The organism is Streptacidiphilus alkalitolerans (genome assembly GCF_042511045.1).
In the GTDB taxonomy this organism is placed as follows: Bacteria; Actinomycetota; Actinomycetes; order Streptomycetales; family Streptomycetaceae; genus Streptacidiphilus; species Streptacidiphilus alkalitolerans.
On record NZ_JBHEZX010000008.1, the window covers coordinates 45,751 to 63,513 of the forward strand.

At 73.0% G+C, this 17,763-nt stretch carries 16 protein-coding genes; 10 read left to right on the forward strand and 6 right to left on the reverse strand.

Annotated features, from left to right (window positions below):
• Positions 1–531 precede the first annotated feature (531 nt).
• Positions 532–1,116, reverse strand: coding sequence for a uridine kinase family protein (locus ACEZDG_RS19495; RefSeq protein WP_380511119.1), 585 nt, complete (start codon positions 1,114–1,116; stop codon positions 532–534).
• Between the two features lie 340 nt (positions 1,117–1,456).
• On the opposite strand from ACEZDG_RS19495, the gene ACEZDG_RS19500 reads away from it, so the two are divergent.
• Entirely contained in the window at positions 1,457–2,638 is a 1,182-nt protein-coding gene (locus tag ACEZDG_RS19500; RefSeq protein WP_380511122.1) for an acyl-CoA dehydrogenase family protein, read from the forward strand.
• Positions 2,639–2,645: 7 nt separating this feature from the next.
• Here the strand turns inward: ACEZDG_RS19500 and ACEZDG_RS19505 are convergent, their stop codons facing one another.
• Positions 2,646–3,047, reverse strand: coding sequence for a hypothetical protein (locus tag ACEZDG_RS19505; protein ID WP_380511125.1), 402 nt, complete (start codon positions 3,045–3,047; stop codon positions 2,646–2,648).
• A 261-nt stretch (positions 3,048–3,308) separates the two neighbouring features.
• Here ACEZDG_RS19505 and ACEZDG_RS19510 point away from each other — a divergent pair, with 261 nt between their 5' ends.
• The 5 genes from ACEZDG_RS19510 (at position 3,309) to ACEZDG_RS19530 (ending at position 9,133) form a co-directional block, all read left to right on the forward strand.
• Positions 3,309–3,752, forward strand: a complete 444-nt coding sequence (locus tag ACEZDG_RS19510) for an Lrp/AsnC family transcriptional regulator (RefSeq protein ID WP_380511128.1) — start codon at positions 3,309–3,311, stop codon at positions 3,750–3,752.
• 30 nt (positions 3,753–3,782) lie between these two features.
• Positions 3,783–5,423, forward strand: coding sequence for an amidohydrolase (locus ACEZDG_RS19515; RefSeq protein WP_380511131.1), 1,641 nt, complete (start codon positions 3,783–3,785; stop codon positions 5,421–5,423).
• A gap of 539 nt (positions 5,424–5,962) precedes the next feature.
• Entirely contained in the window at positions 5,963–7,609 is a 1,647-nt protein-coding gene (lnt, locus tag ACEZDG_RS19520) for an apolipoprotein N-acyltransferase (RefSeq protein WP_380511134.1), read from the forward strand.
• Positions 7,610–7,674: 65 nt separating this feature from the next.
• Positions 7,675–8,478: a polyprenol monophosphomannose synthase gene (locus tag ACEZDG_RS19525; protein WP_380511137.1), complete on the forward strand. Its 804-nt coding sequence runs from the start codon at positions 7,675–7,677 to the stop codon at positions 8,476–8,478.
• Between the two features lie 118 nt (positions 8,479–8,596).
• Positions 8,597–9,133: an FxsA family protein gene (locus ACEZDG_RS19530; protein WP_380511140.1), complete on the forward strand. Its 537-nt coding sequence runs from the start codon at positions 8,597–8,599 to the stop codon at positions 9,131–9,133.
• 101 nt (positions 9,134–9,234) lie between these two features.
• Here ACEZDG_RS19530 and ACEZDG_RS19535 read toward each other — a convergent pair whose 3' ends face one another.
• The 4 genes from ACEZDG_RS19535 to ACEZDG_RS19550 all read right to left on the reverse strand — a co-directional run bounded on the left by ACEZDG_RS19535 (position 9,235) and on the right by ACEZDG_RS19550 (position 12,770).
• Positions 9,235–9,609, reverse strand: a complete 375-nt coding sequence (locus ACEZDG_RS19535) for an RNA polymerase-binding protein RbpA (RefSeq protein ID WP_380511143.1) — start codon at positions 9,607–9,609, stop codon at positions 9,235–9,237.
• 260 nt (positions 9,610–9,869) lie between these two features.
• Positions 9,870–11,246 (reverse strand): MFS transporter, encoded by a 1,377-nt coding sequence (locus tag ACEZDG_RS19540; protein WP_380511145.1) that lies wholly within the window; start codon positions 11,244–11,246, stop codon positions 9,870–9,872.
• Complete coding sequence (locus tag ACEZDG_RS19545; RefSeq protein WP_380511148.1) at positions 11,243–12,106, reverse strand: glycerophosphodiester phosphodiesterase; 864 nt, start codon at positions 12,104–12,106, stop codon at positions 11,243–11,245. The genes ACEZDG_RS19540 and ACEZDG_RS19545 overlap by 4 nt, the downstream gene beginning before the upstream one ends.
• Before the next feature lie 82 nt (positions 12,107–12,188).
• The gene (locus tag ACEZDG_RS19550; RefSeq protein ID WP_380511151.1) at positions 12,189–12,770 is read right to left on the reverse strand and encodes a TetR/AcrR family transcriptional regulator; all 582 of its coding nucleotides are present in this window, start codon (positions 12,768–12,770) and stop codon (positions 12,189–12,191) included.
• Between the two features lie 119 nt (positions 12,771–12,889).
• Between ACEZDG_RS19550 and ACEZDG_RS19555 the strand changes: the two genes are divergently transcribed.
• The 4 genes from ACEZDG_RS19555 (at position 12,890) to ACEZDG_RS19570 (ending at position 17,762) form a co-directional block, all read left to right on the forward strand.
• Positions 12,890–14,053: an agmatine deiminase family protein gene (locus ACEZDG_RS19555; protein WP_380511154.1), complete on the forward strand. Its 1,164-nt coding sequence runs from the start codon at positions 12,890–12,892 to the stop codon at positions 14,051–14,053.
• A gap of 67 nt (positions 14,054–14,120) precedes the next feature.
• A complete protein-coding gene (locus ACEZDG_RS19560; RefSeq protein ID WP_380511156.1) occupies positions 14,121–15,134 on the forward strand; it encodes an agmatine deiminase family protein in 1,014 nt (337 codons plus the stop codon).
• Positions 15,131–16,069, forward strand: a complete 939-nt coding sequence (locus ACEZDG_RS19565) for a nitrilase-related carbon-nitrogen hydrolase (RefSeq protein WP_380511159.1) — start codon at positions 15,131–15,133, stop codon at positions 16,067–16,069. Before ACEZDG_RS19560 ends, ACEZDG_RS19565 begins: the two co-directional genes overlap by 4 nt.
• Positions 16,070–16,100: 31 nt before the next feature.
• Positions 16,101–17,762 (forward strand): ABC transporter substrate-binding protein, encoded by a 1,662-nt coding sequence (locus ACEZDG_RS19570; protein ID WP_380511162.1) that lies wholly within the window; start codon positions 16,101–16,103, stop codon positions 17,760–17,762.
• Position 17,763 lies beyond the last annotated feature (1 nt).

The window sequence follows — 17,763 nt, forward strand, 5'->3', positions numbered from 1 at the left end:
ACCGGTCAGTCCCCCTGCTGTGCGCGGCTGTGCCGGTCACGCAGCGTCCGAACGCGGGTCGTCCCCCCATGGAAGACCTTGCGGACAACGCTCCATGACGCTTCGTCGGCGGGTGCGGACCGTGTCTGCGCCCTGCTGGCATGGTACCGGTGGCGTGCTGATCCGGAAGGGTGCCGGACGGCGACGGACTGGCGCGAATGTGTCGCACATCCGCGCGGAAGGGTTCGGTGTGACCGGTGTGATCACGGGGAGTCACGGCGAAGTACCGGGTCCGCGGTGGACGCAGAACGACCCGGCAGCCACGGGGGAACGGCTGCCGGGTCGTGTCCTGGAGCGCACGAATGTCTTGATTTCCTGCGCTGCACAGAACGTAGTTCCTGTTGAGGCGGCAGGTCAAGGGGCTCCGGGGCGGCGGGGTCCGCGCGGGGGCCGCCGGAACCGGTGCCGGTCGGCCGGGCCCGGCCCGGTTGTGGACTGGCTCCGGGTCAGGCCACCCGGTCCGGTCTCAGCTGATTACCCAACGTCACATACTCATCGGTATGTGTTCGCTCGCACCGCGGAGCTGGTCGGGTCGGCCAGAAGGTCCGCGAACGGGCGGCTCGGATCGGCGGCGAAGTGCGCCTGCTCGGCCGCCGACCAGGTCCGCCAGAAGCCGGCCAGCTCCGGCCCGTCCCTGGCCTCGCCCCTGGCCCGGGCGGCGGCGGCCGGCAGGTCCATCCAGACCAGCAGCGCGAGGTGCGGACGGACGGCGCGCCGGCCCGCGCCCACGCCCTCGACCAGCACCACCGGGGCGGGCCGCAGCTCGCGGGTGCCGTCGAAGCGCCGGGCGGACCAGTCGTACACCCGGTGCCGGGCCGGGCGGCCCTGGGCCAGCGGGGTCAGCACCTCGTCCTGGAGCCGCCCGGTCCAGTCGAACAGCTGCTGATGGGTGGCCAGGTCGTCCAGGTGGACCACCGGGGCCGGGCCCGCGCGGTCGGCCAGCGCGGCGGCCAGGGCGGCGGCGAAGGTGGTCTTGCCGGAGCCCGCGTGGCCGTCCACGGCGACCAGCCGGACCGGCCCGCAGGAGGGCGGCAGCGCCAACAGGTCGGCGGCGAGAGAGCTGAGCGCACATGACATGGTCCGCCCAGGCTAGGGCCTGTCCGGCCGATCTTCGCGGGCGCCCACCGCCCGGCACGGCACCTCGCCGCGTTGGCACAACGCCCTGGTAGCTCCGCTACGAAGGGCGCTGCGCCGCCTTGCGAGGCACCGCACCGGACGGCATGCGCTGATCCGCGAAGATCGACCGGACAGGCCCACGGCCTGGTGACGCAGGGCGCGGAATGGGGCATACTCACCACGCCACGCATGTTAGCGAGCGTTCACTCCGATCGGGTGACGGCGCTGTCGGTGGCCGGTACGGCGGCGCCCGCGAACCCGGAGGCGCCCCGCCGCGAAGCGCAGGAGGCGTGAGTCCGCCATGAGCCAGTCGAGCCGTTCGGGTGATTCCCCGAAGCCGTTGGACCGTCAGCTGCCGAGCGAGGAGGCCGCCGACCTGCTCGCCCTGACCCGGGAGCTGGTCGTCCGCGAGATCCTGCCGCAGGCCGCGGAGGGCGAGGCCGAGGGCGGCTTCCCGCGCGACACCATGCGCCTGCTCGGCCGCTCAGGACTGCTCGGCCTGCCCTACCCGGAGGAGTACGGCGGCGGGGACCAGCCCTACGAGGTCTACCTCCAGGTGCTGGAGGAACTGGCGGCCGGACGGCTCACCGTGGGCCTCGGCGTCAGCGTGCACACGCTCTCCTGCCACGCGCTGGCGACCTTCGGCAGCGAGTCGCAGAAGCAGGCCTGGCTGCCGGACATGCTCGGCGGTGAACTCCTGGGCGCCTACTGCCTGTCCGAGCCGCAGGCCGGTTCCGACGCGGCGGCCCTGAGCACCCGCGCCGAACTCGCCCCGGACGGCTCCGGCTACACCGTCACCGGCACCAAGGCGTGGATCACCCACGGCGGGGTCGCCGACTTCTACAGCACCATGGTCAGGACCGGCGGCCCCGGCGCGGGCGGGATCAGCGTGTTGCTGGTGCCCGCGGACACCCCCGGGGTGGCCGCCGACGCCCCCGAGCGGAAGATGGGACTCAAGGGCTCGCCGACCGCGCAGGTGCGCTTCGAGGGCGCCCGGGTCCCGGCCGGGCGGCTGGTCGGCACGGAGGGGCAGGGCTTCTCCATCGCGCTGTCCGCGCTGGACTCGGGCCGCCTCGGCATCGCCGCCTGCGCGATCGGGGTCGCCCGCGCGGCGCTGGACCACGCGGTGGAGTACGCCAGGACCAGGACCCAGTTCGGCCGCCCCATCGCCGAGTTCCAGGGCCTGTCCTTCATGCTCGCGGACATGGCGACGGCGGTGGAGGCCGGACGCGCCCTCTACCTCTCCGCCGCCCGGCGCCGGGACGCCGGGCTGGCGTTCGGCAAGGAGGCCGCGATGGCCAAGCTGTTCTGCACCGACGCGGCGATGCGGGTCACCACCGACGCGGTGCAGGTGCTCGGCGGCTACGGCTACACGGCCGACCACCCGGTGGAGCGGTACATGCGCGAGGCGAAGGTGCTGCAGATAGTCGAGGGCACCAACCAGATCCAACGCATGGTGATCGGCCGCAAGTTGACCGGCTGACTTCCCGTCAGCCCCGCTGGGCCGGGATCCGCTGGCTCGGGATCCGCGGCCGGACCGGCTTGGATCCCGGGCCGCCGACGTGCGAGAACGGCTGCCGGCGCCAGTCCAGCTCCGGGGGCAGCGCCAGCAGGGCCTCCAGCGAGGGCTCCGGGTCGAAGTCCGGCTCGTCCTCCAGGTCCTCGGCGTCGTCCACCGGGCGGCCGGAGCCGGGGCAGACGGCGGGGGAGAAGGGGTGCCAGGCCGTCGGCAGCACCGCGTGCTGCGGGAACAGGTACTCGTCGCCGACCAGGGCGATCGGACGGTCGCAGTCGGGGCAGCGGAGCCGCTGGATGTCCCAGGTCTCGCCGTCGCCGGGGTCGGTCCCCGGCATCGGCTCGACGGCAGGCGTCAGCTCATCGGTGGCAGGCATGTGATCCCCCTTGGAGAAGGATGGCGACGACCCTGGTTGGCAGCAGGAAGACAGTCACCACACTGGTGCGCTCCCCCCGGTCCCTCATGTGTCCCCGGGCGGGGAGGAGTCATATGCCAGGACTTCCCGGCGCAACCCGCGGATAACCCTGCCTTGAGACTTCCTTGACCTTGGCCACTGTGGCCTTGGTCACACTGCTGGACCGGCGGAGCTGTATTCCGGCTGTACGCGGCAGGTGGCGCAGTCGGATAGCCTCCGAACGTGGAGGAACTGGATCGTCAGATCGTGCAGCTGCTCGTCGCCGACGGGCGGATGAGCTACACCGACCTGGGCAAGGCCACCGGCCTGTCCACCTCGGCGGTGCACCAGCGGGTGCGCCGCCTGGAGCAGCGCGGGGTGATCCGCGGTTACGCCGCCCTGGTCGACCCCGAGGCCGTCGCCCTGCCGCTGACGGCGTTCATCTCGGTCAAACCGTTCGATCCCAGCGACCCCGACGACATCCCGGAGCGGCTGGCCCCGCTGGACGAGATCGAGGCGTGCCACAGCGTGGCCGGGGACGAGAACTACATCCTCAAGGTCCGGGTCTCGGTCCCCGGCGACCTGGAGCACCTGCTCAGCAGGATCCGTACCGTCGCCGGGGTCTCCACCCGCACCACGGTGGTGCTCAGTACGCCGTACGAGGGCCGCCCGCCCCGGCTGGGCTGACCCGGAGGGCGGCCGGGCAGACTGGTGCCCATGAACCACGCCGCCCCCCGCCCCGCCCTGCCCGCCCCGGACGAGCCCACCGTGCGCACCCTGCTGCTGCGCGGCGGCGACGTCTACAGTCCCGCCGACCCCTTCGCCACCGCCCTGCTGGTGCAGGACGGCACGGTCGCCTGGGTGGGCTCGGACAGCGCGGCCGACAGCTACGCCAGGGACGCGGACGCCGTGGTCGACCTGGCCGGGGCGCTGGTCACCCCGGCCTTCACCGACGCCCATGTGCACGCCACCGCCACCGGCCTCGCGCTGACCGGCCTGGACCTCACCGGCTGCCCCGGCCTGGCCGAGGCGCTGCGCCGGATCCAGGAGTTCGTCGGCGCACAGCCCGCCGCCGACCGGACCGGCGGGGTGCTGCTGGGCCACGGCTGGGACGAGACCGGCTGGCCCGAGGGCCGTCCGCCGACCCAGCAGGAGCTGGACCGGGCTTGCGGCGGTGCGGCGGTCTACCTCTCCCGTACCGATGTGCACTCGGCGCTGGCCTCCACCGCGCTGCGCGCCCTGGTCGGCGGCGCCGCCACCGCGCCGGGGCCGCTGATCGGGGAGGCCCACCACGCCGTGCGCCGGGCCGCGCTGGCCCGGCAGACCCCGCGGCAGCGCGAGGACGCCCAGCGGGCGATGCTGCGCCGGGCGGCCGAGCTGGGCATCGGCGCGGTGCACGAGTGCGCGGGGCCCGACATCTCCTCCGAGCAGGACCTCACCGGGCTGCTGGCGCTCGCCGCCGAGGGCGGCGGACCGGAGGTCTTCGGCTACTGGGGCGAGCTGGGCGCGGTGGACACGGCCCGCCGACTGGGCGCGGTCGGCGCGGGCGGCGACCTCTTCGCGGACGGCGCGGTCGGCTCGCACACCGCCTGCCTGCACCGCCCCTACGCCGACGACCCGGCGTCGTCGGGCACCGGCCACCTGACGGCCGATCAGATCGCCGAGCACGTCCTGGCCTGCACCGAGGCCGGGATCCAGGCCGGCTTCCACGCCATCGGCGACGCCGCGCTGACCGCCGTGGTGGCCGGGGTCAGGGCCGCCGCCGACAAGCTCGGCCTGGCCGCGGTGCGGGCGCTGCGGCACCGGGTGGAGCACGCCGAACTGCTCGACCCGGCCGGTATCGCCGGTTTCGCCGAACTGGGCCTGACCGCCTCGGTCCAGCCCGCCTTCGACGCCGCCTGGGGCGGCCCCGAGGGCATGTACGCCACCCGGCTCGGCGCGGAGCGGGCGGCGGCGATGAACCCGTTCGCGGCCATGGTCAGGGCCGGGATCCCGCTGGCCTTCGGCTCGGACGCACCGGTCACCCCGCTCGACCCCTGGGGCGCCGTCCGCGCCGCTGCCTTCCACCGCACCCCGGCCCACCGGATCTCGGTCCGGGCCGGCTTCACCGCCCACACCAGGGGCGGCTGGCGGGCGCTGGGCCGGGACGACGCCGGGGTGCTGGTACCGGGCGCCCCCGCCTCCTACGCCGTCTGGGCGCCGACCGAACTGGTGGTGCAGGCCCCCGACGAGCGGGTGGCCAACTGGTCCACCGACCCCCGCGCCGGGGTGCCCGGGCTGCCCGACCTCACCCCGGGCGGGGAACTGCCGCGCTGCCTGGCCACCGTGGTGAACGGCCGCACGGTGCACCTGGGGTAGCCCCGACCCGGCCCCGACCCGGTCACGGGCGTCCGGATACCGCCGAACGGCGGGTGTCCCGATCACCCGATGGGACCGGTTCGTAGCGCCCTGACCTGCGGATTTACTCCGTTTGGGCAGGTCGGGGGGCGGTTGACAGGCGACCGGAGGCGGCGAGTAGGTTCGGCGGCGTCCACCTTCCGGAATCCTCCGCAGGACCGACCGACCGGAACACCTCCACGCAAAACCCGGGACCACAACTGGGCCATCGAGCGGTGACCCCCGTCAGGGGAGCGCCGACAGGCAGCCAGGTCCAGTCGCTCCAGGCCCGGGGAGCGCGGGCGCCGGCAGGCCAACCGGGTCCGGTCGGTTAGGTGAGACCCGAGCACGGCCCGGACGCTCAGTAGACAACGGCCTTCGGTCGATCCGCAGCCAGCGGCTCCCAGGTCGGACCGAAGAGTGTTCGGGCCGCGCCCGTCGGACCCATGGACCGGTCCGCTCCGCTCACGTTGTACGGTCTTCGGATACGTACCCCCAACGCGTGAGTGAGTGTGGCGCCCGTGGTCCTCCCCCTCGACCCCGGTCCGCGTGTCGACGACGCCGGCCCGGACGCTGCCGCCGACGCGTCGCCGCCGGCCGGCTCCCGGTGGGCCCGGCGCCGGCGCAAGCTCCGCGCCGGATTCCCGCGCACCGTGCTGGCGCTGCTCTGCGGAGTGCTGCTGGCGCTGTCCTTCCCGCCCTACGGGGTGTGGCCGCTGTCGCTGGTGGCGGTGGCCGGGCTCAGCCTGCTCACCCACCGCCGCACCGCCCGGCAGGCCGCCTGGACCGGGTTCGCCTTCGGCGCGCCCTTCCTGATCTGGCTGCTGGCCTGGCTGACCGTGATCGGCGCGGACGCCTGGCTGCTGCTCGCGGTGTTCGAGTCGCTGTTCCTGGCGCTGATGGCGGCCGGGCTCGCGGTGGTCTCCCGGCTGCCCGGCTGGCCGCTGTGGACCGCCTGCCTTTGGGTGACCCAGGAGTGGGCCAGGGACCGGGTGCCGCTCGGCGGCTTCCCCTGGGGCCGGCTCGCCTTCGCCAACACCACCTCGCCGTACACCCCGCTGGCCGCGCTCGGCGGGGCGCCGCTGGTCAGCTTCGCGGTGGCGCTCAGCGGTGCGCTGCTGGCCGCCGCCGTGCTGGCGCTGCGCGCCGGCGAGGGGGCGAGGAACCGCAGGAAGGCCCTCGGCGCGGTCGCGGTCGCCCTGGCCGCCGGCGTGGTCGGCTACGCCGTGCCGCTGCCGACCGCGGGAACCACCGCCGGGGGACCGGCCCAGGCCGAGGTCGCCCTGATCCAGGGCAATGTCCCGCACGCCGGGATGGACTTCCTCGGCCGGCCGATGCAGGTGCTGCAGAACCACGTGCGGGCCACCGAGAAGCTGGCGCAGGAGGTGGCCGCGGGCACCGCGAAGCAGCCGCAGCTGGTGATCTGGCCGGAGAACTCCTCCGACGTGAACCCCTACGACACCCCGGAGGCGTACACGGCGATCCAGGGCGCGGTGGACGCCATCGGCGTCCCGATCCTGGTCGGCGCCCTGGTCGACGGCCCGGACGCGCAGCACGTCCAGAACGAGGGCATCGTCTGGGCCCCCTCGAACGCGGCCGAGCCGGGCCCCGGCGCGCACTACACCAAGCAGCACCCGGTGCCCTTCGGCGAGTACGTGCCGTTCCGCTCGGTGCTCTCGAAGTACATCACCCGACTGCAGCGCGTGGCGCGTGACTTCGCCCCTGGAACGGCTACGGGTATCCTGCAGGTCGGTCCCGCCAGGATCGGTGACGTGATCTGCTTCGAAGTGGCGTACGACGGCATCGTGAGCGACGCGGTCAGCAAGGGAGGCCGGGTACTCGTGGTGCAGACCAACAACGCCACGTACGAGCACACCGGCCAGCCGGACCAGCAGTTCGCGATGTCGCGGCTGCGGGCCGTCGAGCACGGCCGGGCCGTGCTGATCGCCGCCACCAGCGGGATCAGCGCGGTGATCGAGCCGGACGGCAGCGTGCTGAAGCGCACTCAGCTCGCCACCGCCGCCGAGATCGAGGCCTCGGTCCCGCTCCGTGACCCGCTGACGGTCGCGGACCGGGTCGGCGCGGCGCCGGAGTGGTTCCTCGCCGTGCTGGGACTGCTCGCCGCAGGTGCGGCCGCGGGCCTGCGGAGGCGGGCCGGGACGCGGTGACGGGCAGACGCGGTGGTGACCGAGAAGTTGACTCCGACAAGAATTCCGAAGAATGGGGCCGGTCCGTGACGGACAGCAGCACTGAGGGCAACGAGACCTTTGGTGACCTGGGCAGGATCCTGGTGATCATCCCGACCTACAACGAGGTCGTGAACATCCCGCTCATCACCGCCAGGGTCCGGGCTGCCGTGCCCGAGGCGCACATCCTGGTCGCGGACGACAACAGCCCGGACGGGACCGGGGACGAGGCCGACCGCCTGGCCGCCTCCGACCCGCACATCCAGGTGCTGCACCGGAAGGGCAAGGAGGGGCTCGGCGCGGCCTACCTGGCCGGGTTCCGCTGGGGCATCGAGCACGGCTTCGACGTCCTGGTCGAGATGGACGCGGACGGCTCGCACCAGCCCGAGCAGCTGCCCCGGCTGCTCACCGCGCTGCGCGGCGGCGCCGACCTGGCCCTCGGCTCGCGCTGGGTGCCCGGCGGCGAGGTGGTGAACTGGCCGGTGAGCCGTCAGCTCATCTCCCGCGGCGGCAGCTTCTACTCGCGGACCATGCTGAAGGTGCAGATCCGCGACGTCACCGGCGGCTACCGGGCCTTCCGCAAGCACACCCTGCTCGGCATCGGCATGAGCGAGGTGGCCTCGCAGGGCTACTGCTTCCAGGTCGACCTGGCCTGGCGCGCGGTCCGGGCCGGGTTCACCGTGGCCGAGGTGCCGATCACCTTCGTCGAGCGCGAGTTCGGCTCCAGCAAGATGAGCCGCAACATCCTGGTCGAGGCGCTGCTCCGGGTCACCAGCTGGGGCGTCAACTACCGGCTCGGCCGGGTGCCCGCGCCGGTCGCCGAGGTCGAGGTGCAGACCGCGCAGAGCTGACCCGCCTCCTGCGTCCCCCTCCGCCCTGGTCGGCGCGGCAGCCGGTGGAACACCGGTCCCGTTCCGTACGTTGACCAGGGCAGAAGCACGTCCGGAGGACAGAGGAAGTGGCAGCAGAGTGAGCCAGGTACGAGTGAATGCCCGCCGCCCGCGACGCGGGCTCAGCCGGTTCCTGCCGCTGGCCGTGGCGGCCTGGGTGGTCCTGGAGATCTGGCTGCTGATCCTGCTGGCCGGGCTGATCGGCGGGTTCGGGGTGGTCGGCGTGCTGGTGGTCTCGGCGCTGCTCGGCGGCTGGGTGATCAAGCGGGCCGGGATGCGGGCGCTGCGCAGCACCACCGCCGGGATGCGCGGCGGCCTCGCCGACACCGGCCCCGACGCGATCGGCAAGGAGACCCGGACGGCGGTGACCATCGCCGGAGGGGCGCTGCTGATCCTCCCCGGGCTGCTGTCCGACCTGCTCGGCCTGGCCTGCCTGTTCCCGCCCACCGCGGCGCTGCTGCGCCGCTTCCCGGAGCGCTGGGTGCGGCGCAGCACCGAGCAGTTCCGGATCCACCGCCCGGACGGCAAGGTCGTCCCCGGCGAGGTGGTCGAGCCCGACGGTTTTACCAAGAACGACCCCTACGGCTACAACACCGACCGCGACCAGCTGCACTGACTCCACCCGCACACACGGCAGGGCCCGGGACGCGGCACCTGGTGGTGGCGCTGCGTCCCGGGCCCTGCCGTGCCCGCCCTGGCGGGGGCGGGCCGCCTGGATCAGGCTGACTTGCGGTTGTCGCGGGGGTGGACGGCGATGTTCATCCGGCCGGATCGCAGCACTGCGAGCCGTTCGGCGAGCACCTCCTCCAGTTCCTCACGGGTACGCCGTTCCATCAGCATGTCCCAGTGCGTCCTGGCCGGCTTGGCCTTCTTCTCCTCCGGCTCGTCGCCATTGAGCAGTAGTGCCTCGCTGCCGCAGAAGCGGCACTCCCACGCGGTGGGGATCTCGGCCTCTACAGAGAACGGGACCTCGAAGCGGTGTCCGTTCGTACATGCGTACTCGACGGTCTGGCGCGGGGCCAGGTCGATGCCGCGGTCGGTCTCGTAGCTGGTGGCCCCGAGTCGCGTGCCGCGGAGAGCTCGCTCACTCATGAATCGTGCCTCCCGGGCTTATGGCCCACAGGACTGGATGTCGCTGTCTTCGTCGATTGGTGCAACGTGCGGCAACCGTCGAAGATTCCCGGTCGGGAGAAGCGTCTTCCGTCGTGCCGCCCCTGTTTGTACCCACACCCACCCGATTTGTCACATCTGAACGGGGATATCACCCTGAGTTGCCGAATTTTTGCATGACGTGACGGTGTCGGCCGGGAATTCCGGGCGTACACTACCGGCCCCCAGGATTCCCGGCCGGCTCACAGGATCTCCGGGACCGGGTTGCCGACCGCCTCGATGGCGCGCCGCACCGGCACCCGGAGCAGCAGCAGGAAGCCGATGGCGAAGAACACCAGCAGCGAGATGATCGCCACCCGGTAGCTCCCGGTCAGCTGGTAGGCCAGGCCGAAGACCAGCGGCCCCATCCAGCTGGTGCCGCGGTCGCTGATCTTGTAGAGGCTGAAGTACTCGGCCTCCCGCCCGGCCGGGATCAGGTGCGAGAAGACCGACCGGGACAGCGCCTGGCTGCCGCCCAGCACCAGGCCGATCAGCATGGCCAGCACGAAGAACCAGGCCGGGCTGTGCGCGGGCATGGCGTAGCCGAGGGCGAGGGTGAGCACCCAGCCGACCAGGGAGCCGAGAATCGTCCGTTTGGCCCCGAAGCGGCGGGCCAGCCGGCCCAGCAGCAGGGCCCCGGCGATGGCGACCAGCTGGACCACCAGGATCGCGGTGACCAGGGTGCCCTGGCCCATGCCCAGTTCCTTGCTGCCGTACAGCGACGCCTGCGAGATGACGGTCTGGATGCCGTCGTTGTAGCAGAGGAAGGCGACCAGGAAGAGCAGCGTCAGCGGGTAGCGGCGCATCCCGCGCAGGGTGGCCGTCAGCTCGCGCAGGGTGCCGCCGGCGGCCTGCTCGCGCACCGGGGCGGTGGCCGCCGCGGCGCCGTACTGCGGGCGGCTGGGCAGCCGCAGCATCGGCAGCACGGTGAAGGCCGCCCACCAGGCACCGGCCGAGGCCAGGCAGAGCCGCACCGCGGTCCCCTCGGACAGCCCGAGCCCGGCCCGCCCCTCGTACAGGGCCAGGTTGACGATCAGCAGCAGCCCGCCGCCCGCGTAGCCGAAGGCCCAGCCCTTGGACGAGACCGCGTCCCGGTCGTCGGGCGCGGCCAGGCCGGGCAGGAAGGAGTTGGCCAGGGCGGCCGACACCGCGTAGCAGATGTTGGCGAGCACCAGCAGGCCGCCGCCGAGCAGGTAGCGGTCGCCGCGTAGGAAGAACATGCCGAGGGTGGCGCCGGCGCCGAGGTAGGCGAAGCCGCAGAGCAGCCTGCGGTGCCACCCGGTGCGGTCGGCGACGGCCCCGGCGAGCAGCATCACCAGCACCGAGAGCAGCACCGAGGCGGAGACCGTGTACGGGTAGAAGGAGCCGGCCCGGACCGGGATGCCGAGCGGGTGGACGTCCCCGTGGGCGTCGGCGGCGTCGGTGGCCACGGTGGTCAGGTAGGGGCCGAGGAAGACGGTCAGCACGGTGGCCGAGAAGGCCGCGTTGGCCCAGTCGTTGAAGAACCAGCCGTACTGCTGCCGCCGCAGTGTGCCCGTCTTCGGCGGCTGCTGTCCGACCTGCTGCTGAGTGCTGCTCACGTGCGGTTGTGCTCCCCCTGGGCCGGGCCGGGCTGTCCTGGCTGTCCGGACGGGCCGGACCAGGCGCCGCGCTCGATCAGCGCATCGCGCAGGATGTCGATGCGATCCGCCATGATGCCATCCACGCCGAGGTCGAGCAGGGCGTGCACCTGCTCGGGCGCGTCCACGGTCCACACGTGCACCTGCAGGCCGAGCCGGTGCGCGGCCCGGACGAACGGGCGGTCCACCAGCGAGAGGCCGCCGCCGGCCGGCCAGTGCACCGGCACCTGGACGCAGACGGCCTGCCGCCGCACGGCCGCGCCGAGCAGCCGGTCCACCGGGACCGGGCCGCTGAGCGAGCGCAGCCGCAGCCCGAGGACGGCCCGCGGGCCCAGCGAGGTGGCCAGCCGGGGCCCGGCGGCGCCGCGGACCGCGGCCAGCCGGCCCTCGGAGAAGGAGCCCACGCAGACCCGGTCCCAGGCCCCGGTCCTGCGGATGGCGTCCGCCAGCGGGCGCACCGCGCCGGGGGCTTTCACATCGACGTTGAAGCGGCTGTCGGGGAAGGCCTCCAGCAGTTCCTCGAACCGGGGGATGGGCTCGCGCCCGGCGATCCGCGCGTTGGCGACCGTGCGCCAGGGCAGCGAGGCGATGGCGCCGACGCCGTCGGTGGCCCGTTCCAGCCGGGTGTCGTGGAAGGCGACCAGGACGCCGTCCGAGGTGGTCTGGACGTCCGTCTCCAGATACCGGTAGCCGAGTGCGACCGCCCGGGTGAACGCCGCCATGGAGTTCTCCGGGCCGCCGAGACAGCCGCCGCGGTGGGCGAAGGCGAGCGGTCCCGGGTGGTCCAGGAACGGGTGGCGCGGAAGGCGTCGGCTGGTCACGGGCAGCAGTATGCATGCCCCGGGGGTACGGCGGGGGCCGCGGCCCGAGTCTGAAATTTCAGTCAGCCGACCGGTCGGTCGATCAGTCGGGCAGCGGGCGGCTGAGTTCCACCTCGATGGCCTCGGCGAGCAGCGCGCGGGCGTGGCCGAGCGGGATGGAGCCGCTAAGCCAGCGCACGCTCAGCCCCTCCAGCAGCGCGGTCAGCCGCTCGGCCGCCGCCGCGTGGGCGGGTGCCGGGCCGGTGGGACGGATCCGGCCGAGCAGTTCGGCGATCTCCTGGACCCACTCCAGGGTGGCCTTGGCCAGGTCCTCGCGCAGGTCCGGGTCGAACACCGCGGTCGCCCGCAACTCGCCCCAGGCGGTGCTGTTCTCCCGTACCGCCGGGGTGTCCTGGAGCTCCAGCAGCAGGGTCTGCTCCAGTTCGTCGCGGGGGGCGAGCGGCGGGGCCGCGGGGTCCCGCTCGTTGGTGTAGCGCCCGGCCCGGTCGTTGATGAACTCCAGGGTGTGCCGCAGGATCCCGGCCCGGTCGGTGAAGTGGTAGTAGATCAGCGAGGTCGACACCCCCGCCTCCGCTGCCAGTTCCTCCACCCGGAGGCCGCGTACGCCGCGGCGGGCGATGACTCGGGTGGCTGCTTCGAGAAGTGCTGTTCGGCGGTCTGACACAGCCGCAGCCTAGCGGGCGGGTGAACCGGAAGACAGGCCGGGGCAGCTATTGACTGAAATTTCAGTTAGGAGCAGGATGCGGTCACCGCAAAGCCTCCGACTCCCTTCCGAGGAGATCCATGGACAGGCCCGCACTCTCCCGCCGCCGGCTTCTTCGCGCCGGTGCCACCGCCGTTCCGCTGGTCGCCCTGAGCGGGCTGCTGCCCGCTCTCGGCGGCTCGGCCCGCGCCGCCACCGGCGCTGCCGCCGGCCCGGCCGCCACCGCGGCGCTGCAGCTGCCGTCCGAGACCGGCCCGCACACCCGGACCTTCCTGGCCTGGCCCGCGCTGTCGTCCATCTGGGGCCGCCAGCTCGCCGGGGTCCGCAACGACGTCGCCACCATCGCCAAGGCCGTGGCCCGCTACGAGCCGGTGGTCGTACTGGCCAGGGCCGCGCAGGTGGCCGACGCCCAGGCGGCCTGCGGCTCCGGGGTGCAGGTCGTCCCGGTCACCGTGGACGACCTGTGGATCCGGGACTTCGGCCCCAGCTTCGTGGTCGGCCCCGGGGCGATCGCCGGGGTCGACACCAACTTCAACGGCTGGGGCAATAAGCAGAACCCGCACAACGACGACGCGGCGGCAGCCGCCGCGCTCTGCACCCGCTACGGGATCACCAGGATCGACGCGCCGCTGGTCACCGAGGGCGGCGCGCTGGAGACCGACGGCCAGGGCACGCTGCTGGCCACCGTCAGCTCGATCGTCAACAAGAACCGCAACCCGGGCCAGACCCAGGCCCAGCTGGAGCAGAAGCTCAAGACCACCTTCGGCCTGCAGAAGGTCATCTGGCTGGCGGGGGTCGCCGGGCAGGACATCACCGACGACCATGTCGACGCCCTGGCCCGGTTCAGCGCGCCCGGCCACGTGATCCTGGACAACCCCGGCCCGAGCACCCCGACCAGCGACATCTGGTACCAGGTCTACGCCCAGGCGAAGCAGGTGCTCAGCAGCGCCACCGACGCCAGGGGGCGGTCGCTCACGGTGGTCGAGCTGCCCGAACCGGACTACTCCAAGATCCGCGGCAAGGGATCCGACTTCCTCGCCAGCTACACCAACTTCTACACCGCGGGCGGGGCCGTCTTCCTGCCCCAGTACGGGGACAAGAAGGCCGACGCAGCCGCGGTGTCGATCCTCGGCTCGCTCTTCCCCGGCTCGGACATCGTCCCGCTGAACATCGACACCATCGCGAGCGGCGGGGGCGGTATCCACTGCGCCACCCAGTCGCAACCGGTCGTCCCGGCCGCGTAGGGCTGCCCGGCCCGAACCCGCACACCACGAATCAGCACCACGGAACAGAACGAAGGAATCCACGCACATGACGAACTACCGCATGCCCGCCGAGTGGTCCCCGCACGAGCGCACCCTGATGGCCTGGCCGACCAGGGCCGACCTCTGGGGCGGCGTCCTCGCCGAGGCCAGGCAGGAGTACGCGGCCGTCGCCCGCGCCATCGCCGGGTTCGAGCCGGTGACCATGGTCGCCCGGCCCGGCCAGGGCGCCGGGGCGGCCGAACTCTGCGGGGAGGGCGTCGAGGTGGTGGAACTGCCGATCGACGACTCCTGGTTCCGCGACTCGGGCCCAATCTTCGTGCTCGGCCCGGACGGTGAGCGCGCGGGCGTGGACTTCCGCTTCAACTCCTGGGGCTCCAAGCACAGCCCGTGGGACGCCGACGACCGGATCAGTGAACTGCTGCTGGCCCGGCTCGGCGTCCCGCGGATCGCCTCCTCGATGATCCTCGAGGGCGGGTCCATCACCGTCGACGGCGAGGGCACGCTGATCACCACCGAGCAGTGCCTGCTGCACCCCAACCGCAACCCCGGACTGACCAAGGATCAGATCGAGGCCGAGCTGAAGGCCAGGCTCGGGGTGACCAAGGTGATCTGGCTGCCCTACGGCGGCCTGGAGGACACCGAGACCGACGGCCATGTCGACGGGGTCTGCGCCTTCACCGCCCCCGGCCGGGTGCTGGTCTCACTGCCGGACGACCCGGACCACCCCGACGTCGAGCGGATGCGCGCCAACCGCGCCGTACTGGAGGCGGCCACCGACGCCCGGGGCCGCCGGCTGGAGATCCTGGACCTGCCGCAGAGCGCCTTCGTGGAGGTCGACGGCGAGAAGACCGAGGTCGGCTACCTCAACTTCTACGTCGCCAACGGCGGCGTGGTGGTCCCGGTCGCGGACGTGCCGGCGGACGCCGGTGCGCTGGCCGTGATCGCGGCGGCCTTCCCGGACCGCACCGTGGTCGGCGTCCGGTCCCGGGTGGTCGGCTTCGGCGGAGGCGGGATCCACTGCATCACCCAGCAGGTGCCGGCCGCAGGGGCGGGCGCATGAGCCAGGTGCTGCTGACCTCGTTCGGCTCCCCGCTGGGCTCGCCCGGCCGGGGCGACCAGGCCGCCCCGAACCTGCTCCGGGTCGGCCTGGTGCAGATGCGCTGGCGCGAGGACGAACGCGCCCACGACGAGGCGCTGCGCCAGGGCGTCCGGCTGGCCGCGGCGCAGGGCGCCCGGATCGTCTGCCTGCCGGAGCTCACCCGCAGCCGCTACTTCGCCGCCGACGAGAAGCTGGCCGCCGAGGCCGACCGCTACCTGGAGGACCTGCCGGACGGGCCCACCACCCGGCTGGCCGCCGAACTCGCCGCCGAACTCGGCATCGCGGTGCACGCCTCGCTGTACGAACGGGCCGCCGACGGCGGCCTCGGCTACAACACGGCGGTCTGCGTGGCGCCCGACGGCGCGCTCCTGGCCCGTACCCGCAAGCTGCACATCCCGCGGTTCCCCGGCTACCACGAGGACCTCTGCTTCCGGCCCGGAGACACCGGCTTCCCGGTGGCCGCCGTGGCCGGGGCCCGGTTCGGCTTCCCCACCTGCTGGGACGAGTGGTTCCCGGAACTCGCCCGGGCCTACGGCCTGCAGGGGACGCAGGTGCTGGTGCACCCCACCGCGATCGGCTCCGAGGCCGACCTCCCCGGCTTCGACACCCAGCCGCTGTGGGAGCACACGATCAGCGCCAACGGCCTGGCCAACGCGATGTTCATGGTGGTGCCCAACCGGGTCGGCCGGGAGGGGGACAGCGACTTCTACGGCTGCTCCTTCGTCTCCGACCCCTACGGCCGGGTGCTGCTGCGCGCCCCGCGCGACCGCGAAGCGGTGCTGGTCGCCGACCTGGACCTGGACCAGTGCCGGGACATGGCCGAGTTCGGCCTGCTCCGCACCCGCCGCCCCGAGCTCTACGGACCGCTCACCGAGCCGGTCGGCAGTGCCTGTTGAGCCTCCGTCAGATCCGACAGTGGGAGCAGCCATGAGAACACACCGGCGCCGGTCCCTCGGCGTCACCGCACTGACCCTGCTCGCGCTGGCCGCGGGCTGCGCCGGACCGCCCCGTACCGGCGGCAGCGGCGGCGGCCCGGGCCAGGGCGGGGCGGCGGCCTGGAACAGGCTCTCGGCGAGCACCCCGGCGGCCCGGGGGAGCCTCTCCTCCTTCACCTGGGCGCTGTACGCCGAGCCGCCGACGCTGGACTACATCTCGGCGTTCGACTACGAGCAGAACATGGTGCTCGCCAATGTCTGCGAGAGCCTGATGCGCTGGACCCCGCAGCTCACCGAGGTGCCCGGGCTGGCCGAGCGGATGGACCGGCCGGACCCGAAGACCTTCGTCTTCCAGCTCCGCCCCGGGGTGCGCTTCCAGGACGGCGGCACCATGACCGCCGACGACGTGGTGTACAGCCTGAAGCGGCAGCTGGACCCGGCCCTGGGCTCGTCCTGGGGCCAGGTCTTCCAGAACGTCGACTCGATCAGCAGGACCGGACCGCTGCAGGTGACCGTGCGGCTCAAGCGGCCCGACTCGCAGTTCCCGCAGTACATGGCCACGGCCGCGGGCGTGGTGGCCAGTGCGAAGGGGGTGAAGGCGGCCGGCCGGGACTACGGCACCTCCGGTGGCCTCGACTGCACCGGGCCCTACCAACTGGGCGCCTGGAACAAGGGCCAGTCCCTGGAGCTGGACCGCTTCGCCGGCTACTGGGGGAAGCCGGCCAAGTCGGCGAAGGTGGTCTTCGACTTCCTCACCGACCCGTCCGCGCTGACCAACGCGCTGCTGACCGGGCAGGCCGACGGCGGCTATCTGATCCCGTCGGAGAGCTACACCAGGCTGCGCACCAGCGGTGTCGGCACCCTGTACTTCGGCCAGGGGCTGACCACGGTGAACCTGGCGATCAGCAACCTCAAGGGCCCGCTCGGCGACGTCCGGGTGCGCCGGGCGCTGTCGATGGCGCTGGACCGCAGCGGTTTCGTCGCCACCGGCCTGGACGGGGTGGGCAGCGCCAGCAACGCGCTCTCGCCCCGCGCCGCCTGGGCCGCGGCGCCCGGCCCGGTCGCCGACGCCGCGTTCGCCGGGCTGCCGCCGGTCTCCACCGACCGCGCGCAGAACCTGGCGGCGGCCAAGGCACTGATAGCGCAGGCCGGGGCGACCGGAAAGACCGTCACCGTGGCCACCAGCCCGATCGGCCAGGACGTCTCGCTGCTGGCCACCGCCGTGCAGTCGGCCGGACGGCAGATCGGCCTCGACGTCAGGCTGAGGACGATCGCGCCGGACGCCTACACCGCGCTGTTCTCGGACCAGAAGGCGCGGGCGGGCCTGGACATGTTCCCGGAGACCTACTACCTGTCGATCACCGACCCGATGGACGTCTTCGCCAACTTTCAGACCGGGACCTTCGAGAACTACGGCGGCTTCAGCGACCCCGGCTACGACCAGCTGCTGGAGCAGGCCGGGGAGACCTACGACCCGGCCGCACGGCTGGCGATCGAGGCGAAGATCCAGCAGCTGGCGGCGCAGCAGGTGCCGTGGATCCCGGCCGCCGAGTGGCCGACCTCGCTGTTCCTGGACAAGCGGATCACCGGCGCGCCGACCTCCATCGCCTATATGTACTACCCCTGGGCAGCCGACGTCGGGGCCGCCGGGTGAG